A 26,442-nucleotide genomic window follows, 5' to 3' on the forward strand; every position below is an offset into this window, starting at 1 on the left:
CTGTCATGTCAGTTCACTTCCTTCAGGTCGCGGTAGGCGGCCACGAGAGCGCGGGTGGAGGGGTCGAGACCGGGGACGTCCACGCCGTCCGTGAGGGCGGGTTCGACGCGCTTGGCGAGGACCTTGCCCAGCTCGACGCCCCACTGGTCGAAGGAGTCGATGTGCCAGACGGCGCCCTGGACGAACACCTTGTGCTCGTAGAGGGCGATGAGCTGGCCCAGTACGGACGGGGTGAGTTCGCGGGCGAGGACGGTGGTGGTGGGGTGGCCGCCCTTGAACGTCTTGTGCGGGACGAGTTCCTCGGGGACGCCTTCGGCGCGGACCTCGTCGGGGGTCTTGCCGAAGGCGAGGGCCTGGGTCTGGGCGAAGAAGTTCGCCATCAACAGGTCGTGCTGCGCCTTCAGTTCACCGCTCAGCCCGGCCACCGGCTCGGCGAAGCCGATGAAGTCCGCCGGGATCAGCTTGGTGCCCTGATGGATCAGCTGGTAGTAGGCGTGCTGCCCGTTGGTGCCGGGCGTGCCCCACACCACGGGCCCGGTCTGCCACTGCACCGGCCGCCCGTCACGCTGCACCGACTTCCCGTTGGACTCCATGTCGAGCTGCTGGAGGTAGGCGGTGAACCTCGACAGGTAGTGGCTGTAGGGCAGCACCGCGTGCGACTGCGCGTCGTGGAAGTTGCCGTACCAGATCCCCAGCAGCCCCAGCAGCAGCGGCACGTTGGACTCGGCGGGCGCGGTCCTGAAGTGCTCGTCCACCAGGTGGAAGCCGTCGAGCAGCTCCCGGAACCGGTCCGGGCCCACCGCGATCATCAGCGAGAGACCGATGGCCGAGTCGAAGGAGTACCGGCCCCCGACCCAGTCCCAGAACGCGAACATGTTCTCCGGGTCGATCCCGAAACCGGTGACCTTCTCCTCGTTCGTCGACAGCGCCACGAAGTGCCGGGCGACGGCCTTCTCGTCCCCGCCGAGCCCCTCCAGGAGCCAGGCGCGGGCCGAGGTCGCGTTGGTGATCGTCTCGATCGTGGTGAACGTCTTGGACGCGACGACGAACAGCGTCTCCGCCGGGTCCAGATCCCGCGTCGCCTCGTGCAGGTCCGCCCCGTCCACGTTCGACACGAACCGGAACGTCAACTCCCGCGCCGTATAGGCCCGCAACGCCTCGTACGCCATCGCCGGGCCCAGGTCGGAACCGCCGATCCCGATGTTCACGACGTTCCTGATCCGCCGCCCGGTGTGGCCCGTCCAGGCGCCGGAACGCACCCGGTCCGCGAACGCGGCCATCCTGTCGAGGACCGCGTGCACGGCCGGCACCACGTTCTCCCCGTCCACCTCGACCACCGCGTCCCGCGGCGCCCGCAACGCGGTGTGCAGGACGGCCCGGTCCTCGGTCGTGTTGATCCTCTCCCCACGGAACATCGCGTCCCGCAGGTCGAACACCCCGGTGGCGGTGGCGAGTTCCTGGAGCAGGGCCAGGGTCGTGTCGGTGACCAGGTGCTTGGAGTAGTCGACGTACAGGTCGCCCACGCGCGCCACGTACCGCTGCGCGCGTTCGGGGTCGGCCGCGAACAGCTCCCGCAACCCCGGCTGGCCCTCGGCCCTGTGGTCCTCCAGGGCGGTCCACTCGGGGCGCCGGGTGAGCGTCGGGAAACCGGTCGGCGGATGGGACGGGCTGTCAGGCATGGGCGGGCGTCTCCTTGAAAGCCTCGCCCCGCAGGGCGACGGCGTACATCTCGTCGGCGTCCAGGCGCCGCAGTTCCTCCGCGATGAGTTCGGAGGTGGTGCGCACCTTGAGCGCCAGGGTGCGGGGCGGCTGCTTGGGCAGGGTGAGGGTGGCGAGCGGGCCCTCGGGGCGGTCGATGACGATCTCGCCGCCCGCGGTGCCCAGCCGTACGGCCGTCACCACGGGTCCTTCGGTGTCGACCCGGTCGACCTTCACCTTCAGCCGGGCCTCCAGCCAGCGGGCGAGCAGCTCCGCGGCCGGGTTGTCGGCCTCGCTCTCCACGGCCGCCGAGGTCACCGGCACCCGGGCCTGGTCGAGGGCCGCGGCCAGCATCGAGCGCCACGGGGTGAGCCGGGTCCAGGCCAGGTCGGTGTCGCCCGGCGTGTAGGCGTGGGCGCGGGCGTCGAGGGCCTCCAGCGGGCGTTCGACGGTGTACAGGTCGGTGATCCGGCGCTGGGCGAGCGCGCCGAGCGGGTCCTTGGCGGGCACCTCGGGGCCGTCGGCCGGCCACCACACCACGACCGGCGCGTCCGGCAGCAGCAGTGGCAGGACGACCGAGTCGGCGTGTTCGGAGACCTCGCCGTAGGTGCGCAGCACCACCGTCTCGCCGGTGCCCGCGTCGGCGCCGACCCGCACCTCGGCGTCCAGCCGGGACGTGGTGCGGTCGCGCGGGCTGCGGGCGTGCCGCTTGATGACGACCAGGGTCCGTGAGGGGTGTTCGTGCGACGCCTCCTCGGACGCCTTGATCGCGTCGTAGGCGTTCTCCTCGTCCGTGACGATGACCATCGTCAGGACCATGCCCACGGCGGGGGTGCCGATGGCGCGGCGACCCTCCACCAGCGCCTTGTTGATCTTGCTTGCCGTGGTGTCGGTCAGGTCGATCTTCATGGCCTGCGCCAGCTCCGTCCGTCTCGTGCGAGCATCTCGTCGGCTTCCTTCGGTCCCCAGGTTCCCGAGGGGTACTGCGCGGGTGTGCCGTTCCGTGCCCAGTACTCCTCGATCGGGTCGAGGATCTTCCAGGACTCTTCCACTTCCTCCACGCGCGGGAACAGGTTGGCGTCCCCGAGCAGCACATCGAGGATGAGCCGCTCGTACGCCTCCGGGCTGGACTCGGTGAAGGATTCGCCGTAGGCGAAGTCCATCGACACGTCCCTGATCTCGGTCGAGGTGCCGGGCACCTTGGAGCCGAACCGGACGGTCATGCCCTCGTCGGGCTGGACACGGAAGACGATCGCGTTCTCGCCCAGCTCCTCGGTGGCGGCGGCGTCGAAGGGGGAGTGCGGGGCCCGCTGGAAGACCACCGCGATCTCGGTGACCCTGCGGCCGAGCCGCTTGCCGGTGCGCAGGTAGAAGGGGACGCCCGCCCAGCGCCTGTTGTCCACCTCCAGCCTCACGGCCGCGTACGTGTCGGTCCGCGACGCGCGGTCGATGCCGGTCTCGTCCAGATAGCCGACGACCTTCTCGCCGCCCTGCCAGCCGGTCGCGTACTGGGCGAGCACGGTGTGCGCACCCAGGTCGTCCGGCAGCCGCACCGACCTGAGCACCTTCAGCTTCTCGGTGAGCAGCGACTCCGCGTCGAACGCGAGCGGCTCCTCCATGGCGGTGAGCGCGAGGAGCTGGAGCAGGTGGTTCTGGATGACGTCACGGGCGGCGCCGATGCCGTCGTAGTACCCGGCCCGGCCGCCGATGCCGATGTCCTCGGCCATCGTGATCTGGACGTGGTCGACGTACGACCGGTTCCAGATGGGCTCGTACATCTGGTTGGCGAAGCGGAGCGCCAGGATGTTCTGGACGGTCTCCTTGCCGAGGTAGTGGTCGATCCGGAAGACCTGGTCGGGCGCGAACACGTCGTGCACGAGCGCGTTCAGCTCGCGGGCGCTCTCCAGATCGCGGCCGAACGGCTTCTCGATGACCGCGCGCCGCCAGGAACCCTCGGGCGTGTCGGCGAGGCCGTGCCGCTTCAGCTGCTCGACGACCTTCGGGAAGAACTTCGGCGGGACCGAGAGGTAGAAGGCGTAGTTGCCGCTGGTGCCGCGGGCCGCGTCCAGTTCGTCGACGGTCTGCTTCAACAGCTTGAACGCGCTGTCGTCGTCGAAGTCGCCGGGGATGAACCGCATCCCCTCGGCCAGCTGCTGCCACACCTCCTCGCGGAACGGGGTGCGGGAGTGCTCGCGCACGGCGTCGTGGACGACCTGCGCGAAGTCCTGGTCGGCCCAGTCCCGGCGGGCGAAGCCGACCAGCGAGAAGCCGGGCGGCAGCAGTCCGCGGTTGGCGAGGTCGTAGACGGCCGGCATCAACTTCTTGCGGGACAGGTCGCCGGTGACGCCGAAGATGACGAGCCCGGAGGGGCCCGCGACATGCGGCAGCCGGCGGTCGCGCGGATCGCGCAGCGGGTTCTCCCACTCGGCGTCGGCGCTCACGGCCGCACCCGCGGTCCCGGAAACCCCAGGAGCAGTGGTCATTCCGGGTCGCCCCCCTTGTTCTCCAGTGATGTGCCGACGGCGGCCGGCGGCTCCTGCCCGGCCGTCCCGGACGGGGCGAGGCCCTCGTCCCGTCCGTCGGCGAGGCGCCCCCGTGCTCCCGCGGTCGCGGTTGCTTCGGTCACAGTGATCATCTTCTTTCCGGCGGTCGGGTCAACCACGCGCGACGGCGAGGGATTCCCGGGCCGCCTCGGCGACGTTCTCGGCGGTGAGGCCGAACTCGGTGAACAGGGTCTCGGCGTCGGCCCGACCCCGCTCGGCGGCCGAGGGAGACGGCGCGGACCGCGCCCCCTACGAACCGGTACCACGTCAGCGCCGCTCCCGCCTCGACGGCGACCCGCGCCCGCGCCCACGGCGGCGGAACCCGCGCGCGCCGCCTCCGGACGGCGCGCGTACCCCGGTACGCCCTGCCGGGTGAGCGCGAGGCCGTGCGGGGCCACGCCGTTCGGCTCGGCGGCCACCGCGAACTCGCGGACACCGCGGTGGACCGTTCGGCCGTACGGGTCGGCCCCGGGCAGCGGACCGCCCGCCGGCGCGACGGCACGCCGATCGAGTTCGATCCGTGCGAGGGCGTCGAGGGCGTCGAGGGCGTCGAGGGCGTCCAGGGCGTCCCGCCCCTGCGTGGTCATCTTCAAGAAATCCTCGATCGGGGCGGGACGGCGGGCCTTTTGTGTTCAACCTTAAAAGTCTGATTTTTCTGGGGGTAGGTCGGCGTGTGCCAGCCTGTGGTGAAAGTGGGACACCCACCCACCCCGGGCACGTGGACGAGGCGGCACGAGAAGGACATGGCGGACAGAACCATCCGAGGCGTGGACGGTGGCGGCGGAGCGGACGCCATCAGAACGTTCCCCTTCCCTGCCGAACTGAGCGTGTGCGGTGTCGGCATGCAGGTCGGACCCATGGGCGCGGACCGCACCTGGCACGCGGATGCCCCGTTGCACCGCGTCCACCGCATCGACTTCCATGTCGTGATGCTCTTCGACGGCGGCCCGGTCCGCCACATGATCGACTTCGCGGAGTACGAGGCCACGGCGGGCGACCTGCTGTGGATCCGCCCAGGACAGGTCCACCGCTTCTCCCGCACCAGCGAGTACCACGGCACCGTGCTCACCATGCAGCCCGGATTCCTGCCCCGCGCCACCGTCGAGGCCACCGGCCTCTACCGCTACGACCTGCCGCCGCTGCTCGGCCCCGACCCGGCGCAGCTCGCCGCCCTGCGCGCCGCCCTCGCCCAACTGCGCCGCGAGTACGAGGACGGCACGACCCTGCCGCTGAGCCTGCACACCTCGGTCCTGCGGCACACCCTCACCGCGTTCCTGCTGCGCCTCGCCCATCTCGCGGCCAGCTCGGCGGAGGCGGCCCGCCGGCAGGGCGACACCGTCTTCACCCTCTTCAGGGACGCCGTGGAACGGGACTTCGCCACCCGCCACAGCGTCAGCGGCTACGCCGACACGCTCGGCTGCTCCCGCCGCACCCTGGTCCGCGCGGTCCGCGCCGCCACCGGGGAGACACCCAAGGGCTTCATCGACAAACGCGTCGTCCTGGAGGCCAAGCGCCTCCTCGCCCACACCGAGCTGTCCATCGGCCGGGTCGGCGCGGCGGTCGGCTTCCCCGACCCGGCGAACTTCTCCCGGTTCTTCCAGCAGCACACCGAGCGGACGCCGGCCGGGTTCCGCGCCGAGCTGCGCTGACCGGGACCGTGCCGCCCACCCAACTCCCGTCCAACTCCCGTCCAAAGCAGGGGGAATTGCATCCTCGCCCGGTCGACCTCGTTGACGGAAAAGGAACCGGAGAAGGAACCGGAGAAGCGGAGAGCCCGCCGTCCCCTGGCATGTCACCAGGGAACGGCGGGCTCTGCCGCTACCGCGTCAGTGGCCGAAGTCGAACCAGTTGACGTTGACGAAGTCCGCCGACTGGCCGCTGGTGAAGGTGAGATACACGTCGTGGGTGCCCGTCACCGAGCTGATGTTCGCCGGGACGGTCCGCCAGGACTGCCAGCCGCCCGTGTTGGCCAGCGCGAAGCTGCCGACCGGGGTGGCCGTCCGGCTGTCGAGGCGGACCTCGACGAGACCGCTCACGTTCGCGCCCGCGCCGCTCGCGACCCGCGCGTAGAACTGGGTGGCCGCCGTGGAACCGAACTTGACGCCCTTGTAGAGCGCCCAGTCGCCGTTGGCGAGCGAGCCGATGTTCTGGCCGCCGCCGGTGTCCGTGGTGGTCTCCGTGGTGCTGCCCGACTGGCTGTCGTAGGACTCGGCCTGGATCGGGCTGTACGCGTCACGGTTGCCGGTCGGCGGCGGGGTGGTGCCGCCGCCGCTACCCGACTGGAGCACCTGGACGTAGTCGACCAGCATCGGGTGGCCCGGCTGGGTGTCGCCGTCGAGGCCGCCGCCGAACGCGTCGGGGAACCCGCCGCCCATCGCCACGTTCAGGATGATGAAGTACCCGTGGTTGGTGGCGTTCGCCCAGGTGGTCGCGTCGACCTGGGAGGCCGTCACCGTGTGGTAGTTGACGCCGTCGACGTAGAAGCGGAGCGCCTCGGGGCTGACCGAGCGGTCCCACTCCATGCTGTACGTGTGGAAGCCGGACTGGCAGGTGCTGCCGGGACACGCGGTGGAGTTGCCGATGCCGGTCGTCTCGTTGCACGGGCCGCCCGGGTTGGTGCCGCAGTGCAGCGTCGCCCAGACCTTGTTGAGGCCCTGGACGTTCTCCATGATGTCCAACTCGCCCACGCCGGGCCAGTTCTGGTAGTTGCCGCGGTACGGAGCGCCGAGCATCCAGAACGCCGGCCAGTAGCCCTCGGCCGCGACGCCGGTGACGTTGGGCATCTGGATGCGGGCCTCGACCCGCAGCTTGCCGCCGGCCGGCGGCTGGAAGTCGGTGCGGTTGGTCTCGATCCGGCCCGAGGTCCAGCGCCCGGCCGAGTCGCGCAGCGGGGTGATGCGCAGGTTGCCGCTGCCGTCCAGGGAGACGTTGTTGGTCGAGTTCGTCATCGTCTCGACCTCGCCCGTGCCCCAGTTGGCGGCGCCGCCGGGGTACGAGGTGCCGAGGTCGTACTGCCAGTTGCTGGTGGACACGCCGGTGCCCGCGGTGCCGTTGAAGTCGTCGAGGAACACCTGCGACCAGCCGCTGGGAGGCGTGGGCGCGGAGGCGTCGGCCGAGGGCGCGGAGACCGTGGCGGCGGCGGCCGCCAGCCCGAGGGTGGCGAACGCGGCGACGAGCACCCGTCGCAGCGGGCGCGGTCTGTGAGGGGTGACGGAGGTGTCACGCATGGGGGTGCCTCCTGGGTACGGAGTGGGTGCGCGGGTGCGGTCGAGAGCTTCGCCGAACGTCCTGAGAGCGCTCTCAAAGTGCCGCCAATGTGCTCTCCGGCACTGCCGTCGTCAAGAGGTAAAGCGAAGAAAACCCTTTTGTCGAGGGGGAGTTCACCCCATGAAGGGTATGAAGGGGGCGGAAGGCGCCCGACCGCGGGCCGGGCCCGCGCCCGGCGTCGAAGACGGGGCCCCGCCGATTCGACGGGACCCCGGTGAGGCGGCGGAGGGTGTGACGCCAGGCGTCGGAGTCGGGCACCGGACGCCGGACGTTGGGCGCCGAACGTCGGACGTCGGACGTCGGACGTCGGACGTCGAACGCCAGGCGCCTGACGCCACGCACTGGACGCCGGACGCCAGGCGCCTGACGCCACCCACCGGACGTCAGGACACCGAACGCCAGGGCATCGGCGCCTGGCGTGCCGCGTCAGATCGCGCTTCCCGCCTTCCAGCGTGCCCAGGAGAGGTTCCAGCCGTTGAGGCCGTTGGCCGGGTTCACGGTCCTGTCGCCCGAGTTCTTCACGATCACGACGTCGCCGAGCATCGAACTCTCGTAGAACTTGTAGCCGGCCACCGAGCTGTCGCCCGCCCCCTTGGTGTCGTGCAGGCCGACACAGCCGTGGCTGCTGTTGCGGCCGCCGAACACCGAGTCGGCCGCCCAGTAGTTGCCGTGGATGAAGGTGCCTGACGTGGTGAGGCGCTGGGCGTGCGGGACGTCGGCGATGTCGTACTCGTCGCCGAGCCCGACCGTCGAGGACTGCATACGGGTCTGCTCGAACCGCTCGCTGATCACCATGATCCCGGACCAGGTGGTGTGTGCGGAGTCGCCGCCGGTGACCGGGTAGGTGGCGGTCCGCGCGCCGTCGCGCCTGACCGTCATCTCCTTGCTGGAGAGGTCGACCGTGGAGATCTGCTCGCGCCCGATGCGGAAGGTGACGGTCTTGGACTGGACGCCGTAGACCCCGTCCGCGCCCTCGACGTCCTTCAGCCGCAGGGTGAGGGTGATCTCCGTGCCGGCCGCCCAGTACGTCTCGGGCCTGAAGTCCAGGCGGGTGTCGCTGAACCAGTGGCCGACCACCTCGACGGCCGGCTCCGCGGTCACCGTGATCGCCTTCTGGACGGCGGCCCGGTCCGCGACGGCGTGCGTGAAGTTCAGCGACACCGGCATGCCCACGCCCGAGGTCGAGCCCGCCTCGGGTGTGAAGTTCCCGACGAAGGTCGCGCCCGGCGCCTTGGTCGTGAAGGTCGAGGTGTGCGTGGCACCGCCGCTGACCTGGGCGGTCACGGTGTACTTGGTCCCGGAGTAGGGGTGCGCGGCCGACGTCCAGGTGGTCCCGGCGTCGTCGAGGGAGCCGGCCAGGGTGGAGCCGTCGTTGCCGGTCACCCGCACGGAGGCGAGGGTGCCGTGGGCGACGGTCACCTCGACGGGCCGGGTGAAGGCGGCCTTCCTGGTGCCGTCGGCGGGGGTGACCGTGAGGACCGGCTGCCGAGCCGCCGTGGCCTTCGCCGAAGCGGAGGGGGAGGCGGAGGCGGACGCGGACCCGGCCCCGGAAGCGGCCGCGGCACCGGGCGCCGTCGTCCCTGACGTCCCCTCGGCGGCACCGGCCGCGCCGGCGCACCCGGTGAGGACGGCGGCCGAGGACACGCCGAGCGCGGCCAGCACCCCGCGCCGGGACCACCTCTCCGGCTGCTCCTCGGACCGGCTGGATATGTGCGAGACGCCCACGGCAGACCTTTCTGGGATATTCCACCTGTCGTGGCTGCATCCTGCGCCCCGTACATGGGTCGAACCTGTGAATCCACCCCCGCCTCTCTGAGATTTCCGTGAGGACGGCCCGGGGGAGGCGCTGGGCACCGGCCCCGGGACGGTCGGGGCCGTGGGGGAGTGGGCGGCGCGGAGCCGTGCCGGCCGGTGGGTGGGGCGGGCCCCGCCGGGGTGCGGGCGTATCCGGAGCTGCTGCGGCTCGACCGGCCGGTGGGGACCTGGCTGCTGGTGGTCCCCTGGATCGCCGTGGCAGCGCTCGCGGGCCCCGGGGACGGGATCGTGCTCGGGCCGCTGCTCCTGGGGTACGGGGCGCTGTCCGGAGGGGCCGCCTGCGGGCTCAACGACGTGCCGGACGCGCGGTTCGACGCGCAGGTGCCGCGTACCGCCGGCAGGCCCGTCGCCTCCGGGCGGCTCGCGGCCGGGCGGGCGGTGGCGTTCTGTGGCGCGGTGAGGGCATTCGCTCCGCTGGTGATGGCGTTCCGGAGCGTGGAGGCCGGGGCGCCCGTCGCGGCGGTGTGTCCGTACCTGAAGCGGATCACCCACTGGCCGCACCTGTGGCTGTGGATCACCGTCAACTGGACGGCACCGCTGGTGTACGTCCTGCTCACCGGAGGGCTCGGGCCCGACGGCCGGGTGCGGTACGGGGCGCTGATCTGCTGGGCCGTGGGGACGGACGTGATCTACGCCTGCCAGGACCGGGAGGCCGATGTGCGGGCCGGGGTGCGGTCGGCCGCCGTGCTGCTCGGGTGGCGCAGCCGGTTACCGGTGGGTGTCGCGTACGCGCTCTGGGTGGCGCCGCTCGCCCGGTTCGGGGTGCCGGCCGGGCTCGGAGCGCTGTACTGGCCCGGACCGTGCCTGGTCGCGGGCCAGTTGGGCCGGCAGGTGCGGCGGGCCGTCCCCGTGGACGTCGCGGCCTGCGGGCGGGCGTTCGCCACCAGACCCCTCTGCGGGCTGCTCATCCTGGTCGCCGTGCCCGCCGGGCGGGTGGGTACCCTCGGCTGAGGGACACGGACCCTGGAGGTGCCGGTGGGGCTGCGGGACCGGATCGCGGCGGAACTCACGGCCGTCATACACGGCGGGGATCTCAAGCTGGAGCGGTACGCCGGGCCGCCGGGCGATCCCGGGCTGTTCGGGATCGCGCCGGGTGACCCGGTGTGGCGGGTGCACGGGCAGGCCACCGGGATGCTCACCGGCGGGTTCGCCGCGCTCATGCTCCAGTCGCTGCATCCGCTGGCCATGGCGGGCGTCGACGACCACTCCGACTTTCGCGCCGACCCGGTCGGGCGGCTGAACGGAACCGTACGGTTCATCACGACGACCACCTTCGGCTCCTCGGCCGCCGCCCGCGAGGTGATCGACCTCGTCCGGCTGATCCACACCCGGGTGCACGGCACCACCCCCGACGGCCGGCCCTACCGCGCCGACGACCCCGACCTGCTCACCTGGGTGCACACCGCGGAGGTGCGCAGCTTCCTGGCCGGCCACCAGAGCTACGCGCCGCGGGCGCTGCGGCTGACCCCCGCCGAGTGCGACGCCTACTACCGCCAAGTCGCTCCGGTGGCCGAGGCGTTGGGCGCGCGGGAGGTACCTCGCAGCTCCCGGGAGGTCGAGCGGTACCTGGCCCGGATGCGTCCCGGGCTCCGGGTCACTCCGGCCGCGTCGGACGCGCTGCTGTTCCTGCGCCGTTTCGGGCGCACCCGTCAGGAGCGGCTGGTCGTACGGCCGTTGATGAACGCCTCGGTGGGGCTCCTGCCCGACTGGGCCCGAGCCGAACTCGGCATCCACCGTCCGGCCGCCGTCAGGTCCTGCTGGGACCTGCCGGTGGCGACGGCGGTCGGACGCACCCTGGAGTGGGGCCTCGGGCCCTCCCGGATCCAGGCCGCCGCCCGCGGGCGGCTTGCGGGGGCGCGGCAGGGCTGACGTCGCGGCCCGATCGGAGTCTCAGGAGGTTCTGCTCAGGACGCGGATTCTCTGGAGGGCCGCGCTGACGGCTTCCTTCAGCTTGACGCGAGACTGTTCCTGCCGCATGGCGGTGGCCAGTTGGGCGGCGTGCTCGGTCGCCGCGACCCGGGTCGCTATGGGCGCGGGCGGCAGCATCGTGGCGAGGTACTGGTCGAACCGCTCGACGACGGACCGCAGTTCGGGGCGGATCGGCTCGGCGTCCGCCGCGGCGTCGTCGAGGAGGTGGCGCAGCCGGTGCAGCGGCGCGAACTCCGCCTCGCGGCAGGGTTTCTGGGCGCGCTCGCTGAGGTGCTCGGCGAGTTCCTTGAGATAGGTGGCCGGGTCTTCGAGGTCCTTGCCGACGTCGTCGCTCGCGCGCAGCCGCCTCGTCCAGGCCCACACCTGCCGGTGGTGGCGCAGGGTGAGGGTGGCGAGCACGATCCCGGCCAGCCCCGACAGCAGGCCCACGATCACGGGGCCCGGGGCGGCGCCGGACGCCAGAGGGGTCGAACTGAGCATCATCTGCGGTGATCCGTTCGTGAAACGCGCGTACAGCACCCGGCGGGTCGCCACCGTGGTGCGGGGACGGGAGAGGGCGGGAGGAGACGGGAGGGGGCGAGCGGGGGCGAGCGGTCGCCTGGGCGGTTCGGGCCGGCGGGGGCGTCCCGGTGGGTCGTGCCCCGCCGGTCCGGCTACTGGATCCTGGTGACGCGTTGCAGAGCGGGCAGGTCCGTGACCACGAACTGCCGGTACCTGCTGCGCAGTACACCGCCCGGGGGCAGGCCGCTGCCCTTGGCGGGGGTGCGCAGCCGCCGGATCGCGGCCTCCACGGTGGAGACGCCCATCAGGAGGGCCTCCGCGAGGTCGCGCTGGCTCAGGCCGAGGACGCTGATGTGGCCCGGCTGGGCCGGATCGGTCGTCCCGGCGATCCTGGCCAGATGCGCGAGCAGCCCGCCGACCCGCTCCATGGGGGTGCGGGTGACGGTGCCGTAGACCATCTCGTCGTCGCGGTTGCGGTCCTCCAGGCTGCGCAGCAGGGCGCGTTCGGAGTGCGGGTGGCGGGTGAGGAAGGCCATCATGCGGGTCGCCGAGCAGGACATGACCCAGGTGGTGGTCAGGCAGGTCGTCCTGACCGCCGCGTGCTCCTCGATCAGCTTGGCCTCGCCGAGGAGTTGGCCGACCCCGCGGAAGCGGGTGATCCGCGGGCCGCTCCCGCCGCCGTCGTCCGGGTCGTCGTCGGCGGCGAACGGGAAGCGGTCCTGGCGGACGCAGCCGCCCAGCACGATGTGCACGTCGCTGTCCCGCGGGCCGGTGGGCAGGGTCTCCTCGCGTTGGTAGACCCGGCTCACCGGTCCCCAGAAGCCGACGAGCAACGGCCACAGCTCGGGCGGGAGATGGGCGAGGAAGCTGCGCGCGGGCATGGTCTGGACGCCCTTGAGCACGTCACCGGTGCGGAACGCCCCGATGTCGGGGACCATCCCTCACTCCCCGGTGGTGGGCGGGGCAGGGCGACCGGACGCGCCTGCCGGGTGGCCGTCATGACGCGGAGTCAGGCCAGTGGTCATCGGTCTGAGGTCCTTCTGTTCGGAGGTACGGGATCCCGGGTGCGGCCGCCGGCTGGGGCGCGCACTCGGGCGACGGGTCCAGCGCCCTCTCCGTCGCGTTGTCGATCCGGGTGGTGAGTCCGGCTGCGAGGTGAAGACGTTCCGGGTGACGTTACTCCTTCGCCGGAGGAAATCGCCAGTCACGGATCGGGGAACGCCGACTTCGCGGTGCCGGTGGTGTGGACCACATCGGCCGCGCGGGTCATCAGGAAATTCCCTCGGATTTGTTCCTGGGGTTTCTCGGGGAAATTGCGGAGGCCGGTCCGCGATAAAAGGAGGCCCCGGGGGACCAACCCCGGAGCCTCCGGAAAGGGCCTGGACCCGTCGAGGCTCAGACCGAGAACCAGTAAACACCATGAGCGAGGAAAAGGTCACAGTGGGGTAGCGGTCGGTGCTTCCGACACCCTCACGGGAGGGGATTTTTCCCGTCATTGCTGTCGCCCGACGGCGGCGCACGGCGTATCGCGCGCTGTCTCGGCGACCTCGTTTGTCCCACTGGTTCGGTTTTGTTTCGGGACCTGTTTGATTCGGTCGCCGAGTGCGCCCCCTGTTGTCGCACTTCTGGGGGCGAATGTTCGATGTGTACGGCGCACGGGCGGTAGCGTGCATAAATCTACGCGCCCCCCGGCGGTGCTGATCACGGGCGGTACCGCAGCCGGGGCACACCGTGCCCGACCCTGTTTCCCGGCCCTTCACCCGTCCAGGAAAAGGCAGATCCGGCGAAATGCCGAATTGATTGCCCTTGGATTCTGGGGGTCCCTTCGGGGGTGCGCGACCGTGAAATGGGACCGGGGGGTGACGGCGGCCGTGCGCCGACTCGCGCACGGCCCGGCCGTGCGGGCCGCGGGAGACGGCGTGTCCGCAATCCGCGGCCGAACAACCCAGGGTAGCGATTCGGATACGGTGCACACACGCCGTCGAACCCCGCCGGTCACGGAATGTGGTTATTCGGATGACGTTGCGTCAGGAACCTTCGTCTCTCCGCCCGTCACCCGAAAACCGAACCGGACGGCCCAGGACGTCACAGCGCCCGTAGGGTCCAGCTCCAGCGGTGGACGCCGGTCGGCACCAGGTAGGAGGCGAAGGTGTCCGGGCCGCAGGACGCCGTCCCCAGACCCCGGTGCGCGGCGTCCAGATGCACCACGCACCCGGCGCGCGGCACCAGTTCGTCATGGTGGGTGACGGCGGTCAGGTCCGCGGCGCGGAACCGGGTCACCGACACCTGGCGCGGCGCGTCCAACTCCACCCTGAGCCCCGTCGCGTCCGGCGCCGACAGCGTGAACGCGCGCACCCCGTGCCGGCCGCCGCTCTCCTGCGGCCGCAGGTACGGCGTGAACAACGCGTCGACCGGCAGGGCGTGATGGCCCACCGCGGCGCCCGCCGCCCGGTCCGGATAGGACTCCCAGGGGCCCTGCCCGAACCACTCCAGCAGATCGAGCCCGGCCACCGTCTCGAAGACCGAGCCGACCCGGGCGACGTCGTCGAACCGCGCGGGCAGTTCCGCGCTCTCGTCGATCCGCAGCCCGCCCGCGACCGGCGTGAACACCTGCCGGTGCCGCACCACTTCGGCCTTCGCCGTGTACTCGGCGACCACGGTGACCCGTTCGCCGTCCCGCTCCACCGAGAGCAGCCTGCGCACCGGCGCGTCCAGCCCCCAGCTCCGCCAGCGCGCCGCCATCCCGCCCAGCTCGTCGTTGTCGGTGGGCGCCCGCCACAGGGACAGCACGGGCGCCGCCGTCAGCAGCGGATGGACCAGCAGACCGTCGTCGTCGAGCCGCACCGGGTCGCCGCCCGCGACCGGCGCGGCCGGCTCTCCCGCCGCGCGCAGCCGCACCCGCGGGGTGCACACCTCGGTGCCGCGCGGCGCCCACGGCTGGTCCTCGGCCGTCGTCACCCGCAGCGTCAGCCAGGCCTCGCCGCCGTCGTCGGGCAGTTCGAACGGCAGCGGCACCGCGGCCGTCTCACCCGGCCGCAGCGCGGGCAGCTGGGCCTCACCCGTCAGGGTCCTGCCGTCGGCGAGCGCCAACTCCCAGCGGGCCGCGAGCCATTCGAGACCCCGGAAGTGCTGGTGGTTGCCGAGGACGATGCCCTCGTGGCGGAAGCACTCGATGCGCAGCGGCGCGGCGATCTCCCGGTGCTCGAACAGCACCGGCTTGGGCGTGCGGTCGGGGAACACCACTCCGTCGGCGATGAACGCGCCGTCGTGGTCGGCCTCGCCGAAGTCGCCGCCGTACGCCCAGCGGTAGCCGGGCGCGGTCACCCCGTCCGCGTGGAGTCCGGTGCCCGCGGGCCCGGCCGGTCGTCCGTCGCTCACGCGTTGCAGGATCCCGTGGTCCCAGAACTCCCAGATGAATCCGCCCTGAAGGCCCGGGGTGGCCTCGATGGCGGCCCAGTGGTCGGCGAGCGTGCCGTTGCTGTTGCCCATGGCGTGCGAGTACTCGCACTGGATGAGCGGCTTGGTCTGGGACCCGGACAGGGCGTGCGCGAGGCACTCCTCCAGCGACGCGTACATCGGGCAGGCGATGTCGGACGCCACGTCCGGGTCGGCCCAGCCGCGTTTGGCGGCGCCCTCGTACTGGAGCGGACGGCTCGGGTCGTGGCGGCGCACCCAGCCGGCCGCCGCGTCGTGGTTGGCGCCGTAGTCGGACTCGTTGCCGAGCGACCAGATGATCACGGACGGATGGTTCTTGTCGCGCAGCACCATCCGCGCCACCCGGTCGACGAACGCCCCCAGGTAGCGCGGGTCGTCGGCGATCTCGTGCGCGTGGTCGTGCGACTCGATGTCCGCCTCGTCGACGACGTAGAGGCCGAGTTCGTCCGCGAGGTCGTAGAGGGCCGGGTCGTTCGGGTAGTGCGCGGTGCGGATCGCGTTGAAGCCGAACCGCTTGAGCAGCACCAGGTCGGCGCGCATGTCGTCGGCCGAGACGGTGCGCCCGGTCAGCGGGTGGAAGTCGTGCCGGTTGACGCCGCGCACGTACACTCGCTCGCCGTTGACCAGCAGATCCCGGCCGACGACCTCGACGTCCCGGAAGCCGACGCGCTGGCGCGCGGTGTCGGCGACCGTGCCGTCCGCGCGGTGCAGCCGCACGGTGAGCGTGTACAGCTCGGGCGTCTCGGCGTTCCAGGTCCGCACCTCCGGTACGACGGTCTCGATCCTGGCCTCGCCGAGGAAGTCGGAGACCCGCTCGTCCTCGGCGTTGACGCGGTCGAACTCCTTGTCCTGGGCGAGCGGCCGGCCGTCGAGGTCGCCGGTGACGTACCAGCCGGCGGGCAGCGCGCCGCGGGCGTCCCTGATCTGGCAGTCCACCCGCAGCCTGCCGTCGCGGCCGGCCCGCACCCCCATGTCGGCGAGGTGCAGCGGGTCGGTGGCGTACAGCAGCACCGAGCGGGTGATGCCGCCGTGCCACCACTGGTCCTGGTCCTCGATGTGCGAGGCGTCCGACCACTTCACCACCGTCAGCCGCAGGGTGCTCGGCGTGCCGGGGCGCACCAGGTGCGACAGATCGAACTCGGCGGCGAGGTGGGAGTCCTTGGAGATGCCGACCGGGTGCCCGTCCACGTGCACCAGGAGCACGCTCTCGGCGGCGCCGACCTGGAGCACGATCCGGCGTCCGGCCCACGCGGCCGGCACGTCGAACTCGCGCTCGTGGACGCCGGTCGGGTTCGCCGCCGGCGTGTGCGGCGGGAACTGCGCGAACGGCATCCGGACGTTGAGGTAGGCGGGCAGGTCGTCGGTGTCCCGCATGGTCCACACGCCCGGCACGGCCGACGTCGACCAGGTGTCCCGCGGCGGGACTTCGGGGGCGGGCAGCAGTTGGAAGCGCCAGTCGCCGTCCAGGGAGACGGCGCCGGTGCGCCGGTCGACGGCGTTCATCGGCAGCCGCCCCCAGGAGGTCACCTCCGGTGACTGCCAGGGGCGGAGCGCGAGCAGCGGGTCGGTCACTTGATGGCTCCCTTGGCGAGGTCGCCGATGATCTGGCGGGCGCCGATCGCGAACACGATGAGCAGGGGGATCAGGGCGAGCAGCGCGCCGGTCATGACCATTCCGTAGTCGGTGGTCCCGTGCGTCCCGTTGAGCTGGGAGAGCGCGACCTGGAGGGTCACGTTGTCCGGGTCGGTGAGGGCGATCAGGGGCCAGGCGTAGTCGTTCCACTGGCCCATGAAGGTGAAGATGCCGAGGAAGGCGAGGCCGGGCCTGACCACCGGGAGCGCGACGTGCCAGTACTGGCGCAGGAAGTGGGCGCCGTCGATGCGGGAGGCGTCGAGCAGTTCGTCATGGATGGCGCCCGTCATGTACTGGCGCATCCAGAAGATGCCGAACGCGTTGGCCGCCGCGGGCACGATCAGCGAGGTCATCGAGCCGATCCAGCCCAGCTTCGCCATGATCACGAACTGCGGGATGGCGGCGAGCTGGGCCGGCACCATGAAGATCAGCAGCAGCGTCGCGAACAGGGTCCGCTTGCCGGGGAAGTCGAACTTGGCGAAGACGAACGCCGCCAGCGAGTCGAACAGCAGCACAAGGAAGGTGACGCTCACGGCGACGAGCAGGGAGTTCCACATCGACCCGAAGAAGTCGATGGCGTCGAAGAGGCTGCGGAGGTTCTCCAGGAAGTGCGAGCCGGGCAGCAGGTTCGGCGGGTACGTGAAGATCTCCGACGACGTGTGCGTCGACATGATCACGGCCCAGTAGAACGGGAAGGCCGAGAGGAGCAGTCCGACGACGAGGACGGCGTGCAGGGCGACGCCCTTGCTGCGGGTTCCCTTGATGGATGTCATGGGGTCCGGGCCTTTCAGTCTTCGCCCCGGCGCTGCACCAGGCGCCAGTTGATGATCGAGAACAGCACGACGACGAGGAAGACGCCCCAGGCGACGGCCGCGCCGTAGCCGAAGTCGTTGTTGTCGAAGGTCTGTTGGAAGAAGTAGAGGACCATCGTCTGGCCCGCGTGTCCCGGACCGCCCGCGAACGTCGAGTCGTTGGAGGTGGTCTGGAGCAGCACCTGCGGTTCGGAGAAGCTCTGCAGCCCGGTGACGGTCGACACCACGAGCACGAACAGCAGCACCGGGCGCATCATCGGCAGGGTGATCCGGAAGAACGTCTGCACCGGTCCCGCGCCGTCCATGCGGGCCGCTTCGTACAGTTCGCCGGGAATGGTCTGGAGGCCCGCGAGGAAGATGATCGCGTTGTAGCCGGTCCACTGCCAGGTCATCAGCGTGGCGATGGCCGTCTTGATGCCCCACGGGGTGTTCAGCCAGGCCACCTGGTCCAGGCCGACCGCCTGCAACAGGGCGTTCACCAGGCCGAAGTTGGTGGAGAAGACCGAGCCGAAGATGATCGCGATGGCCACCACCGAGGTGACGTTCGGCAGGAAGTAGGCGAACCGGTAGAGGTTCTTGAAGCGGACCGCCGAGTTGAGCATCACGGCCGTGACCATCGCCAGGAAGATCATCGGGAAGGTGGCCAGCGCCCAGATGACGAGGGTGTTGCCGACGGCGGTCCAGAAGTCGGAGTCGCTCAGCAGGTACTGGTACTGGGAGAGGCCGGCCCACTCCATCGAGCCGAGGCCGTCCCAGCGGTGCAGCGAGACATAGAGCGAGAACCCGACCGGGATCAGGCCGAAACAGAGGAACAGCAGGTAGAACGGCGAGATCGCCGCGTACAGGTGCCAGTACTTGCGCACCCCGGTACGGGGCTTGCCGGCCGCAGGCGTCGTGACGGCGGGCGCCGGCTTCCGCAGGGTGGTAGCCATCAGTAGCTCACCCCCAGGTGCGCGGCGATGCGCCGGCATTTGCTCATCGCGTCGTTCCACGCCTTCTTCGGGTCCTTGCCGAGGACACCGACGTTCTTGATCTCGTCCTTGAGGGGCTGTCCGAGCGCCACGTCGAAGGGGCTGTTGTAGGCGATCTCGACCCGCTGCGCGGCCGGTCCGAAGATGTCCATCGTGACCTGCCCGCCGAAGAACGGGTCCGGTTCGCGCAGCGCGTCGAGGGCGTAGGAGGCGGGCGTGGACGGGAAGAGGCCCGCGTCGACGAAGCCCTGGGCCTGGTTGGCCGGGTCGAGCAGCCAGGTGATGATCTCGAAGGCCCGCTCGGGCTCACGGCACGCCTTGGTGATCGCCAGGAACGAACCGCCGTCGTTGGACGGCCGCACCGGCATCTGGGCGACCCGCCAGCGCCCCTTGGTCCTTGGCACCCCGCTCTTGATGTCGTTGGTCGCCCAGGAGGCGTTGAGCTGGCTGGGCAGCTTGCCGTCCTGGACCGCGGAGAGCTGGTCGGGCGTGCCGGTCACCAGGTCGGAGACGATCGCCCGCCGCTTGGCCTCGACGGCCAACGCCCAGGCGTCCCGCACGTGTTGCTCACCGCCGATGAAGTGGCGGTCCTTGTCGACGTACCGCTGGGCGCCCTGCCGCACCGCGTTCTCGAAGACCATGTTGACGTCCGAGAGGAGGTAGGTGCCCGGGATGCGCTTCTTGAGCTGCTCGCCCGCCGCGAAGAACTTCTCCCAGGTGTTCAACTCCGCCGACACGTCGTCGGGTTCGTGGGGGAGTCCGGCCTTCTGGAACACGGCGTACTGGTAGTAGTGCGCGACCGGGCCGCAGTCGATGGGGATGCCGACCACGGTGCCGTCGTCGGCGATGCCCTGGTCCCACTTCCAGGACAGGTAGCGGCTCTTGTAGCGGTCGGCGCCGAGGGTCCTGAGATCCACGAACTGGTTCGCGTTGGGCAGGTAGGACGCCATGTCCTCGCCCTTGAGGCCCACGATGTCGGGGATGTGGGACCGGCCGGTCAGCGTGGTCATCAGCTTCGACCGGTAGTAGCCGCCGATCTTGATGGCCCTGAGGTCGGTCGTGGCGCCGTAGCGGGCCTTGGCCTTCTTCAGGACCGTGTCGCCGAGACCGCCGTCCCAGTACCACAGGACCATGTTCCGGCCGGTCGAGCCGGTCGGAACGGCACAGCCGGTCGCCAGGCCGCCGAGCGTCGTGGCGGCCGTACCGGCCAGGCCGGCACGGAGCAGGCCTCTTCGTGAGAGCCGCACAGCTCCCACCGCCTTTCGGATCTGTTCGGGAGTTCGCAGGGGTGCGGGGGGTGAGTCAGTCGGTACCGCGATGCGGGGGGAGGCATCCAGAAACAAGCAGGGACAAGCAGGGACGAGCAGGGGTAGGTAGGGACAGGCAGGGACAGGGGTGGTGCGGAGCGGGGGGAGGGGGCGCGGGAGCGGGTGGCTCAGCGGGGCGGTGCCGGCGGGGTGACCGGGGCGTGCCGCACGGGTGGGCCGACGTCCGCCGGGATCCGGTCGGCCAGGAAGCCGTGGTCGCGCCTGAGCGCGGGGTCGGTGAGCGACCGCCACCAGCGGTCGACGCCGTACCAGCCGGGCGCGGCGAGCGCCCCGCCGTGGTGCCCGACCGAGAGGCCGGCCGCGAGCACCGCGAAGCGCAGCCGCTCCGCGAGCGGCCAGCCGCCCAGCGACGCCGTGACGAACGCGGCGCCGAACACGTCGCCCGCGCCGGTGGCGTCCAGGACGTCGACGTCGAGCGCCGGGACCTCGGCGTACTCGCCGGTCGTCTGGTCCACCGCCACCGCGCCGTCGCCGCCGCGGGTGATCACGGCGACCGGTACCAGCTCGGTGAGTGCGCCGAGCGCGGCGACCGCGGAGTCGGTGCGGGTGTACGCCATCGCCTCGGTCTCGTTGGGGAGGAAGGCGTGGCACAGGGCGAGCTGGTCGAGCAGGTCGCGGGACCACCGCTGGGTGGGGTCCCAGCCGACGTCGCCGTAGATCCGGGTGCCGTTCGCGGCGGCCTTGGCGAGCCAGGGCGCGGGCTCGGCCTCCAGGTGCACCAGGGCGGTCAGCGCGTCGGGCGGCTCGCCCATCAGCGCCTCCTGCGGATACGGGGGCTGCTGGCCGTGGGTGACCAGGGCCCGGTCGTCGCCGTGCGCGAGCGCGACGGTGACCGGGGTCGGCCAGCCTTCGGCGGTCCGCGAGAGGGTGAGGTCGACGCCCTCCTGCTCGGCGAGCACCTGGTGGCAGTGGGCGCCGTAGAAGTCGTCGCCGAAGACGGTGGCGAGCGAGGTGCGCAAACCGAAGCGGGACGCGGCCACCGCGAGGTTGGCGATCCCGCCGGGGCCGCAGCCCATACCGGCGGTCCAGATCTCCTCGCCCGGCGTCGGCGGCTTGCCGAGACCGGTCAGGACCAGGTCGTAGAAGAGCAGCCCGGTCAGCAGCACCTGGGGCCGGTCGTCGTCCACGCAAGCGTCCTCTCGTCAGAACGGTTCAATTCAGTGCACGGAATCGTGCGCCCTTGGACGAGATTGGTCAATAGTCGAACAGAACTGAGCATAGAAATGATTGAAGATGACGAGTAGTGTTCGCGTCGTGCTGGCAGAACGACGACATCAACTCATCCTGCGGGCCCTGCGCTCCGGTGGTCCCGCGGCAGTGACCGATCTCTCCGAACAACTGGGTGTGAGCCCGGCCACGGTCAGGCGCGACCTGGTGAAGCTGGAGGAGGACGGCCTGCTCACCCGCGTCCACGGCGGCGCCGTCGCGGAGGACGGCGACCAGCCGTTCGCCGAGGTCGCCGAGGTGCGCGTGGCCGAGAAGGACGCCATAGCGGAACACGCCGCGGGGCTGGTCCGCGACGGCCAGTCGGTGCTGCTCGACATCGGGACGACCGCCTACCGGCTGGCCAGGCAACTGCACGGCCGCCGCCTCACGGTGATCACCAGCAACCTGGTGGTCTACGAGGAACTCGCCGACGACGAGGGCATCGAACTGGTGCTGCTCGGCGGCATGCTGCGCCGCGAGTACCGCTCCCTCGTCGGCTTCCTCACCGAGGACAACCTCCGTCAGCTGCACGCCGACTGGGTCTTCCTCGGCACCAGCGGGGTGCGTCCCGGCGGCGAGGTGATGGACACGACGGTGGTCGAGGTGCCGGTCAAGCGCGCCATGATCAAGGCGGGCGAGAAGGTCGTCCTCCTCGCCGACCAGGCGAAGTTCCCGGGCACCGGGATGGCGAAGGTCTGCGGTCCCGAGGACCTGGACGTGGTGGTGACGAACGCGCCGGTCGACGCGGCGACCCGCTCCTCCCTCGAGGAAGCGGGCGTCGAAGTGGCCGTCGCAGGAAGGGTGAAGGCGTGAAGCTGACGATTCTGGGCGGCGGAGGATTCCGGGTACCGCTCGTGTACGGGGCGCTCCTGGGCGACCGGGCCGAGGGCCGGGTGACCCGCGTGGTCCTCCACGACCTCGACGCCGGACGGCTCTCCGCGGTGACCCGGGTGCTCGCCGAACAGGCCGCCGGGGTGCCCGGCGCCCCCGAGGTGAGCGTCACCACCGACCTCGACGAGGCGCTCACCGGCGCCGACTTCGTCTTCTCGGCGATCCGGGTCGGCGGCCTGGAGGGCCGCGCCCAGGACGAGCGGGTCGCCCTCGCCGAGGGTGTCCTCGGCCAGGAGACGGTCGGCGCGGGCGGCATCGCCTACGGGCTGCGCACCGTGCCGGTCGCCGTCGACATCGCCCGCCGGGTGGCGAGGCTCGCGCCGGACGCCTGGGTCATCAACTTCACCAACCCCGCGGGCCTGGTCACCGAGGCCATGTCCCGCCACCTCGGCGACCGCGTCATCGGCATCTGCGACTCACCTGTCGGCCTCGGCCGCCGGATCGCCCGGGTGCTCGGCGGCGACCCGAACGAGGCGTGGATCGACTACGTCGGCCTCAACCACCTCGGCTGGGTCCGCGGTCTGAGGATCGCCGGACGCGACGAACTGCCCCGGCTGCTCGCCGACCCCGACCTGCTCGGCTCCTTCGAGGAGGGCAAGCTGTTCGGCGCCGACTGGCTCCGCTCGCTCGGCGCGGTCCCCAACGAGTACCTGCACTACTACTACTTCAACCGCGAGACCGTGCGGGCCTACCAGCGGGCCGAGAAGACCCGCGGCGCCTTCCTCCGCGACCAGCAGGCGCGCTTCTACGAGGAGTTGCGCGACCCGGAGGCGGCCGCCCTGTCCGCCTGGGACCGCACCCGCGCCGAGCGCGAGGCGACCTACATGGCCGAGAACCGGGAGAGCGCGGGCGCGGGCGAACGCGACGCCGACGACCTCTCCGGCGGCTACGAGAAGGTCGCCCTCGCCCTGATGCGGGCCATCGCCCGCGACGAGCGCACCACCCTCATCCTCAACGTCCGCAACCACGGCACCCTCGCCGCCCTGGACGCGGACGCCGTCATCGAGGTGCCCTGCCTGGTCGACGCCAACGGCGCCCACCCGGTCACCGTGGCCCCGCTGCCCGACCACGCCACCGGCCTGGTCTGCGCGGTCAAGGGCGTCGAGCGCGAGGTGCTCACCGCCGCCGAGAACGGATCGAGGACCACCGCGGTGAAGGCCTTCGCGCTGCATCCGCTGGTCGACTCCGTGACCGTGGCCCGCCGGCTGGTGGAGGGCTACACGGCCGTCCACCCGGGCCTCTCGTACCTGAAGTAAGCTCCCGACGGAAAGCGCTTTCTCGCTCGGTGCTTCCCCGTCCCCACGCCGCTGACCTCTCCGCTTTCTCCCTGGAGACCTTCCATGCACGACGAACGCCGCCGGATCGAGGAGCGCGTAGCGCGCCTCCACACCCAGCGCATCAAGCCCGCGATCCACTCCGCCAGCGTCCCCTTCGAGGTGACCGCGTGGCAGGCACCGGGCGAGCCCGTCCCCTTCGACGAGGCCGCCGCCGCGACCTACACCCCCTTCGCCATGGACACCCCCTGGGGCCCGCCCTGGGGCACCACCTGGTTCCGGATGCGCGGCCAGGTGCCCGCCGCGTACGCGGGCCGCCGCGTCGAGGCCGTCATCGACCTCGGCTTCGTGGGCGACTGGCCGGGCAACCAGGCCGAGGCGCTCGTCCACCTCACCGACGGCACCCCGCTCAAGGCCGTCAACCCGCTCAACCAGTACGTGCCGATCGCCGACCCGGCCACCGGCGGTGAGCAGATCGACTACCTCGTCGAGGCCGCCTCCAACCCCGACATCCTCGCGGGCGACTTCGCCGCCCCGACCCCGCTCGGCGACGTCCGCACCGCTGGCGACCAGCCCCTGTACACCTTCAGGCGCGCCGACATCGCCGTCCTCGACGAGCAGGTCTTCCACCTCGACCTGGACATCCAGGTGCTGTACGAGCTGATGCTGGAACTGGGCGAGCACGACCCGCGCCGGCACGAGATCGCGCACGCCCTCGACCGCGCGATGGACCTCCTCGACCTCGACGACATCTCCGGCTCGGCCACCGCCGTCCGCGAGGCGCTCGCCCCGGCCCTGGCCAAGCCCGCCCACGCCAGCGCCCACGTCATCTCGGGCGTCGGCCACGCGCACATCGACTCCGCCTGGCTCTGGCCGATCCGCGAGACCAAGCGCAAGACCTCCCGCACCTTCTCCAACGTCACCTCGCTGGCCGAGGAGTACGAGGAGTTCGTCTTCGCCTGCTCGCAGGCCCAGCAGTACGAATGGGTCCGCGACCACTACCCCAAGGTCTGGGCCCGCATCCAGGAGTCCGTGAAGAAGGGCCAGTGGGCGCCGGTCGGCGGCATGTGGGTGGAGGCCGACGGCAACCTGCCGGGCGGCGAGGCGGTCGCCCGCCAGTTCATCCACGGCAAGCGCTTCTTCATCGAGCACTTCGGCATCGAGACCAAGGGAGTCTGGCTGCCCGACTCCTTCGGCTACAACGCGGCCTACCCCCAACTCGCCAAGCTCGCGGGCAACGAGTGGTTCCTCACCCAGAAGATCTCCTGGAACCAGACCAACAAGTTTCCCCACCACACCTTCTGGTGGGAGGGCATCGACGGCACCCGCATCTTCACCCACTTCCCGCCCGTCGACACCTACAACGCCCGCTTCAGCGGCGAGGAGATGTCCCGCGCGGTCCGCAACTACCAGGAGAAGGGCGGCGCCACCCGCTCGCTCGCCCCCTTCGGCTGGGGCGACGGCGGTGGCGGCCCGACCCGCGAGATCATGGAACGCGCCCGCCGCCTCAGGGACCTGGAGGGCTCACCGAAGGTCGAGGTCGAGCACCCCGACGCGTTCTTCGCCAAGGCCCGCGCCGAGTACGAGGACGCCCCCGTCTGGGTCGGCGAGCTGTACCTGGAGCTGCACCGCGCCACCTACACCTCCCAGGCCCGCACCAAGCAGGGCAACCGGCGCAGCGAACACAAGCTGCGCGAGGCCGAGTTGTGGGCGACGACGGCCGCCCTGCACGCCCCCGGCTACCAGTACCCGCACGCCCACCTCGACCGGCTCTGGAAGACGGTCCTGCTCCACCAGTTCCACGACATCCTGCCGGGCTCCTCGATCGCCTGGGTGCACCGCGAGGCGGAGGCCGAATACGCCCGCGTCGCCGAGGAGTTGGAGACCCTCACCACCGAGGCGGTGGCCGCGCTCGGCGACGGCGGCACCCGGGTGTTCAACACCAGCCCGTGCGACCGGGCCGAGGTGGTGCGCGGCCCCGGCGGCGAACTCGCCTACGTCGAGGTCCCGGCCGGCGGCAGCGCCCCGCTGGAGGACGCCCAGCCCGTCGAGCCGGTGACGGTGACCGGACGCGTCCTCGACAACGGCATCGTCCGCGTCGAGGTCGCCGAGGACGGCACCCTCGCCTCGGTGCGCGACCTGCGCGCCGACCGCGAGGTCCTCGCGGGGCCGGGCAACCTGCTGCGCCTGCACACCGACCTGCCCAACTACTGGGACGCCTGGGACGTCGACAAGCACTACAGGAACCGGTACACCGACCTCCTCGACGCCGACTCCGTCACGGTCGTCGACACCGATCCGCTGCTCGGCTCGGTCCGCGTCACCCGCTCCTTCGGCAAGGGCTCGACCGTCACCCAGACGATCACCGTCCGCGCGGGCAGCGCCCGGATCGACTTCGAGACGGACATCGACTGGCACGAGGCCGAGAAGTTCCTCAAGGCCGGATTCCCCGTCGACCTGCGCGCCGCGCACACCTCCGCCGAGATCGCCTACGGCCACGTCCAGCGGCCCACCCACACCAACACCAGCTGGGAGGCGGCCCGTTTCGAGGTCTCGGGACACCGCTGGGTGCACATCGCCGAACCCGGCTACGGCGTCGCCGTCCTCAACGACGCGACCTACGGCCACGACGTCACCCGCACGGTCCGCGAGGACGGCGGCACCACCACCACGGTCCGGCTCAGCCTGGTGCGCGCCCCGCGCGTCCCCGACCCCGGCGCCGACCAGGGCCGTCACCGCTTCACCTACGCCCTGCTGCCCGGCGCGAGCATCGAGGACGCGGTCGCCGAGGGCTACGCCCTCAACCTCCCGCTGCGGGTGGCCGACGCGGCCGGAGCCCCGCGCCCGGTGGTCTCCGTGGACGGCGACGGAGTGACCGTCGAGGCCGTCAAGCTCGCCGACGACGGCTCGGGCGACGTCGTCGTCCGGCTCTACGAGTCGCGCGGCGGCCGGGCCAGGGGCGTGCTGCGCACCGGCTTCGCGCTGGCCGGTGCCGAGGTCACCGACCTCCTCGAACGCCCCCTGGAGAGCGCCGACACCGGCGCCGACGGCGTCACCGTGGAGCTGCGGCCCTTCCAGATCCTCACCCTGCGGCTGCGGCGGGCCGAGGAGAGCTGAGGCGGGGCGAGGGCAGCCGCGGC

At 71.5% G+C, this 26,442-nt stretch carries 20 protein-coding genes and 1 pseudogene; 7 read left to right on the top strand and 14 right to left on the bottom strand.

The features are described 5' to 3' along the window. Positions 1-8: 8 nt before the first annotated feature. The 5 genes and pseudogenes from pgi to DDJ31_RS39490 form a co-directional block, all read right to left on the bottom strand. The gene (gene pgi, locus DDJ31_RS32805; protein ID WP_127176784.1) at positions 9-1,679 is read right to left on the bottom strand and encodes a glucose-6-phosphate isomerase; all 1,671 of its coding nucleotides are present in this window, start codon (positions 1,677-1,679) and stop codon (positions 9-11) included. Then, entirely contained in the window at positions 1,672-2,607 is a 936-nt protein-coding gene (gene opcA, locus DDJ31_RS32810) for a glucose-6-phosphate dehydrogenase assembly protein OpcA (RefSeq protein WP_127176783.1), read from the bottom strand. The genes pgi and opcA overlap by 8 nt, the downstream gene beginning before the upstream one ends. Beyond that, on the bottom strand, positions 2,604-4,181 hold the full coding sequence (gene zwf, locus DDJ31_RS32815) for a glucose-6-phosphate dehydrogenase (protein WP_171480934.1): 1,578 nt from the start codon (positions 4,179-4,181) through the stop codon (positions 2,604-2,606). The genes opcA and zwf overlap by 4 nt, the downstream gene beginning before the upstream one ends. Then, positions 4,178-4,324 (bottom strand): hypothetical protein, encoded by a 147-nt coding sequence (locus DDJ31_RS32820; RefSeq protein WP_164784850.1) that lies wholly within the window; start codon positions 4,322-4,324, stop codon positions 4,178-4,180. The genes zwf and DDJ31_RS32820 overlap by 4 nt, the downstream gene beginning before the upstream one ends. Before the next feature lie 28 nt (positions 4,325-4,352). Then, positions 4,353-4,732: pseudogene (locus DDJ31_RS39490) on the bottom strand (hypothetical protein); the annotation flags it as partial. Here DDJ31_RS39490 and DDJ31_RS40115 point away from each other — a divergent pair. Continuing rightward, positions 4,628-4,891, top strand: a complete 264-nt coding sequence (locus DDJ31_RS40115; RefSeq protein WP_164784794.1) for a hypothetical protein — start codon at positions 4,628-4,630, stop codon at positions 4,889-4,891. The pseudogene DDJ31_RS39490 and the gene DDJ31_RS40115 sit on opposite strands and share 105 nt — an antisense overlap. A gap of 93 nt (positions 4,892-4,984) precedes the next feature. Beyond that, positions 4,985-5,890 (top strand): helix-turn-helix domain-containing protein, encoded by a 906-nt coding sequence (locus DDJ31_RS32830; RefSeq protein WP_127176781.1) that lies wholly within the window; start codon positions 4,985-4,987, stop codon positions 5,888-5,890. 177 nt (positions 5,891-6,067) lie between these two features. Here the strand turns inward: DDJ31_RS32830 and DDJ31_RS32835 are convergent, their stop codons facing one another. Together DDJ31_RS32835 and DDJ31_RS32840 are read right to left on the bottom strand one after the other, a co-directional pair. Then, entirely contained in the window at positions 6,068-7,468 is a 1,401-nt protein-coding gene (locus DDJ31_RS32835; protein ID WP_127176780.1) for a glycoside hydrolase family 16 protein, read from the bottom strand. 466 nt (positions 7,469-7,934) lie between these two features. Next, the gene (locus DDJ31_RS32840) at positions 7,935-9,233 is read right to left on the bottom strand and encodes a L,D-transpeptidase (protein ID WP_127176779.1); all 1,299 of its coding nucleotides are present in this window, start codon (positions 9,231-9,233) and stop codon (positions 7,935-7,937) included. Positions 9,234-9,419: 186 nt separating this feature from the next. Between DDJ31_RS32840 and DDJ31_RS32845 the strand changes: the two genes are divergently transcribed. Together DDJ31_RS32845 and DDJ31_RS32850 are read left to right on the top strand one after the other, a co-directional pair. Then, positions 9,420-10,274 carry a 4-hydroxybenzoate octaprenyltransferase gene (locus tag DDJ31_RS32845; protein WP_164784849.1) on the top strand — a complete coding sequence of 285 codons (855 nt, stop codon included), beginning with the start codon at positions 9,420-9,422 and terminating at the stop codon, positions 10,272-10,274. Between the two features lie 24 nt (positions 10,275-10,298). Then, on the top strand, positions 10,299-11,192 hold the full coding sequence (locus DDJ31_RS32850; RefSeq protein WP_431026785.1) for an oxygenase MpaB family protein: 894 nt from the start codon (positions 10,299-10,301) through the stop codon (positions 11,190-11,192). A gap of 21 nt (positions 11,193-11,213) precedes the next feature. Here DDJ31_RS32850 and DDJ31_RS32855 read toward each other — a convergent pair whose 3' ends face one another. The 7 genes from DDJ31_RS32855 to DDJ31_RS32885 all read right to left on the bottom strand — a co-directional run bounded on the left by DDJ31_RS32855 (position 11,214) and on the right by DDJ31_RS32885 (position 21,058). Then, positions 11,214-11,735 (bottom strand): hypothetical protein, encoded by a 522-nt coding sequence (locus DDJ31_RS32855; protein WP_127176776.1) that lies wholly within the window; start codon positions 11,733-11,735, stop codon positions 11,214-11,216. Between the two features lie 170 nt (positions 11,736-11,905). Then, complete coding sequence (locus DDJ31_RS32860; protein ID WP_127176775.1) at positions 11,906-12,691, bottom strand: Crp/Fnr family transcriptional regulator; 786 nt, start codon at positions 12,689-12,691, stop codon at positions 11,906-11,908. 1,147 nt (positions 12,692-13,838) lie between these two features. After that, positions 13,839-16,760, bottom strand: coding sequence for a glycoside hydrolase family 2 TIM barrel-domain containing protein (locus DDJ31_RS32865; protein ID WP_127176774.1), 2,922 nt, complete (start codon positions 16,758-16,760; stop codon positions 13,839-13,841). Beyond that, positions 16,757-17,593 (bottom strand): carbohydrate ABC transporter permease, encoded by an 837-nt coding sequence (locus DDJ31_RS32870; protein WP_127176773.1) that lies wholly within the window; start codon positions 17,591-17,593, stop codon positions 16,757-16,759. Before DDJ31_RS32870 ends, DDJ31_RS32865 begins: the two co-directional genes overlap by 4 nt. Before the next feature lie 14 nt (positions 17,594-17,607). Beyond that, the gene (locus tag DDJ31_RS32875) at positions 17,608-18,564 is read right to left on the bottom strand and encodes a carbohydrate ABC transporter permease (protein WP_127176772.1); all 957 of its coding nucleotides are present in this window, start codon (positions 18,562-18,564) and stop codon (positions 17,608-17,610) included. After that, positions 18,564-19,850, bottom strand: a complete 1,287-nt coding sequence (locus DDJ31_RS32880) for an ABC transporter substrate-binding protein (RefSeq protein WP_127176771.1) — start codon at positions 19,848-19,850, stop codon at positions 18,564-18,566. Before DDJ31_RS32880 ends, DDJ31_RS32875 begins: the two co-directional genes overlap by 1 nt. 188 nt (positions 19,851-20,038) lie before the next feature. After that, the gene (locus DDJ31_RS32885; protein WP_127176770.1) at positions 20,039-21,058 is read right to left on the bottom strand and encodes a carbohydrate kinase family protein; all 1,020 of its coding nucleotides are present in this window, start codon (positions 21,056-21,058) and stop codon (positions 20,039-20,041) included. A 127-nt stretch (positions 21,059-21,185) separates the two neighbouring features. On the opposite strand from DDJ31_RS32885, the gene DDJ31_RS32890 reads away from it, so the two are divergent. The 3 genes from DDJ31_RS32890 (at position 21,186) to DDJ31_RS32900 (ending at position 26,419) form a co-directional block, all read left to right on the top strand. Next, a complete protein-coding gene (locus DDJ31_RS32890) occupies positions 21,186-21,950 on the top strand; it encodes a DeoR/GlpR family DNA-binding transcription regulator (RefSeq protein ID WP_127182491.1) in 765 nt (254 codons plus the stop codon). Continuing rightward, positions 21,947-23,284 (top strand): 6-phospho-beta-glucosidase, encoded by a 1,338-nt coding sequence (locus DDJ31_RS32895; RefSeq protein WP_127176769.1) that lies wholly within the window; start codon positions 21,947-21,949, stop codon positions 23,282-23,284. The genes DDJ31_RS32890 and DDJ31_RS32895 overlap by 4 nt, the downstream gene beginning before the upstream one ends. Before the next feature lie 84 nt (positions 23,285-23,368). Continuing rightward, positions 23,369-26,419: an alpha-mannosidase gene (locus DDJ31_RS32900; RefSeq protein ID WP_127176768.1), complete on the top strand. Its 3,051-nt coding sequence runs from the start codon at positions 23,369-23,371 to the stop codon at positions 26,417-26,419. The last annotated feature ends 23 nt before the right edge of the window (positions 26,420-26,442 follow it).

It is taken from the genome of Streptomyces griseoviridis (genome assembly GCF_005222485.1).
GTDB lineage: Bacteria > Actinomycetota > Actinomycetes > Streptomycetales > Streptomycetaceae > Streptomyces > Streptomyces hintoniae.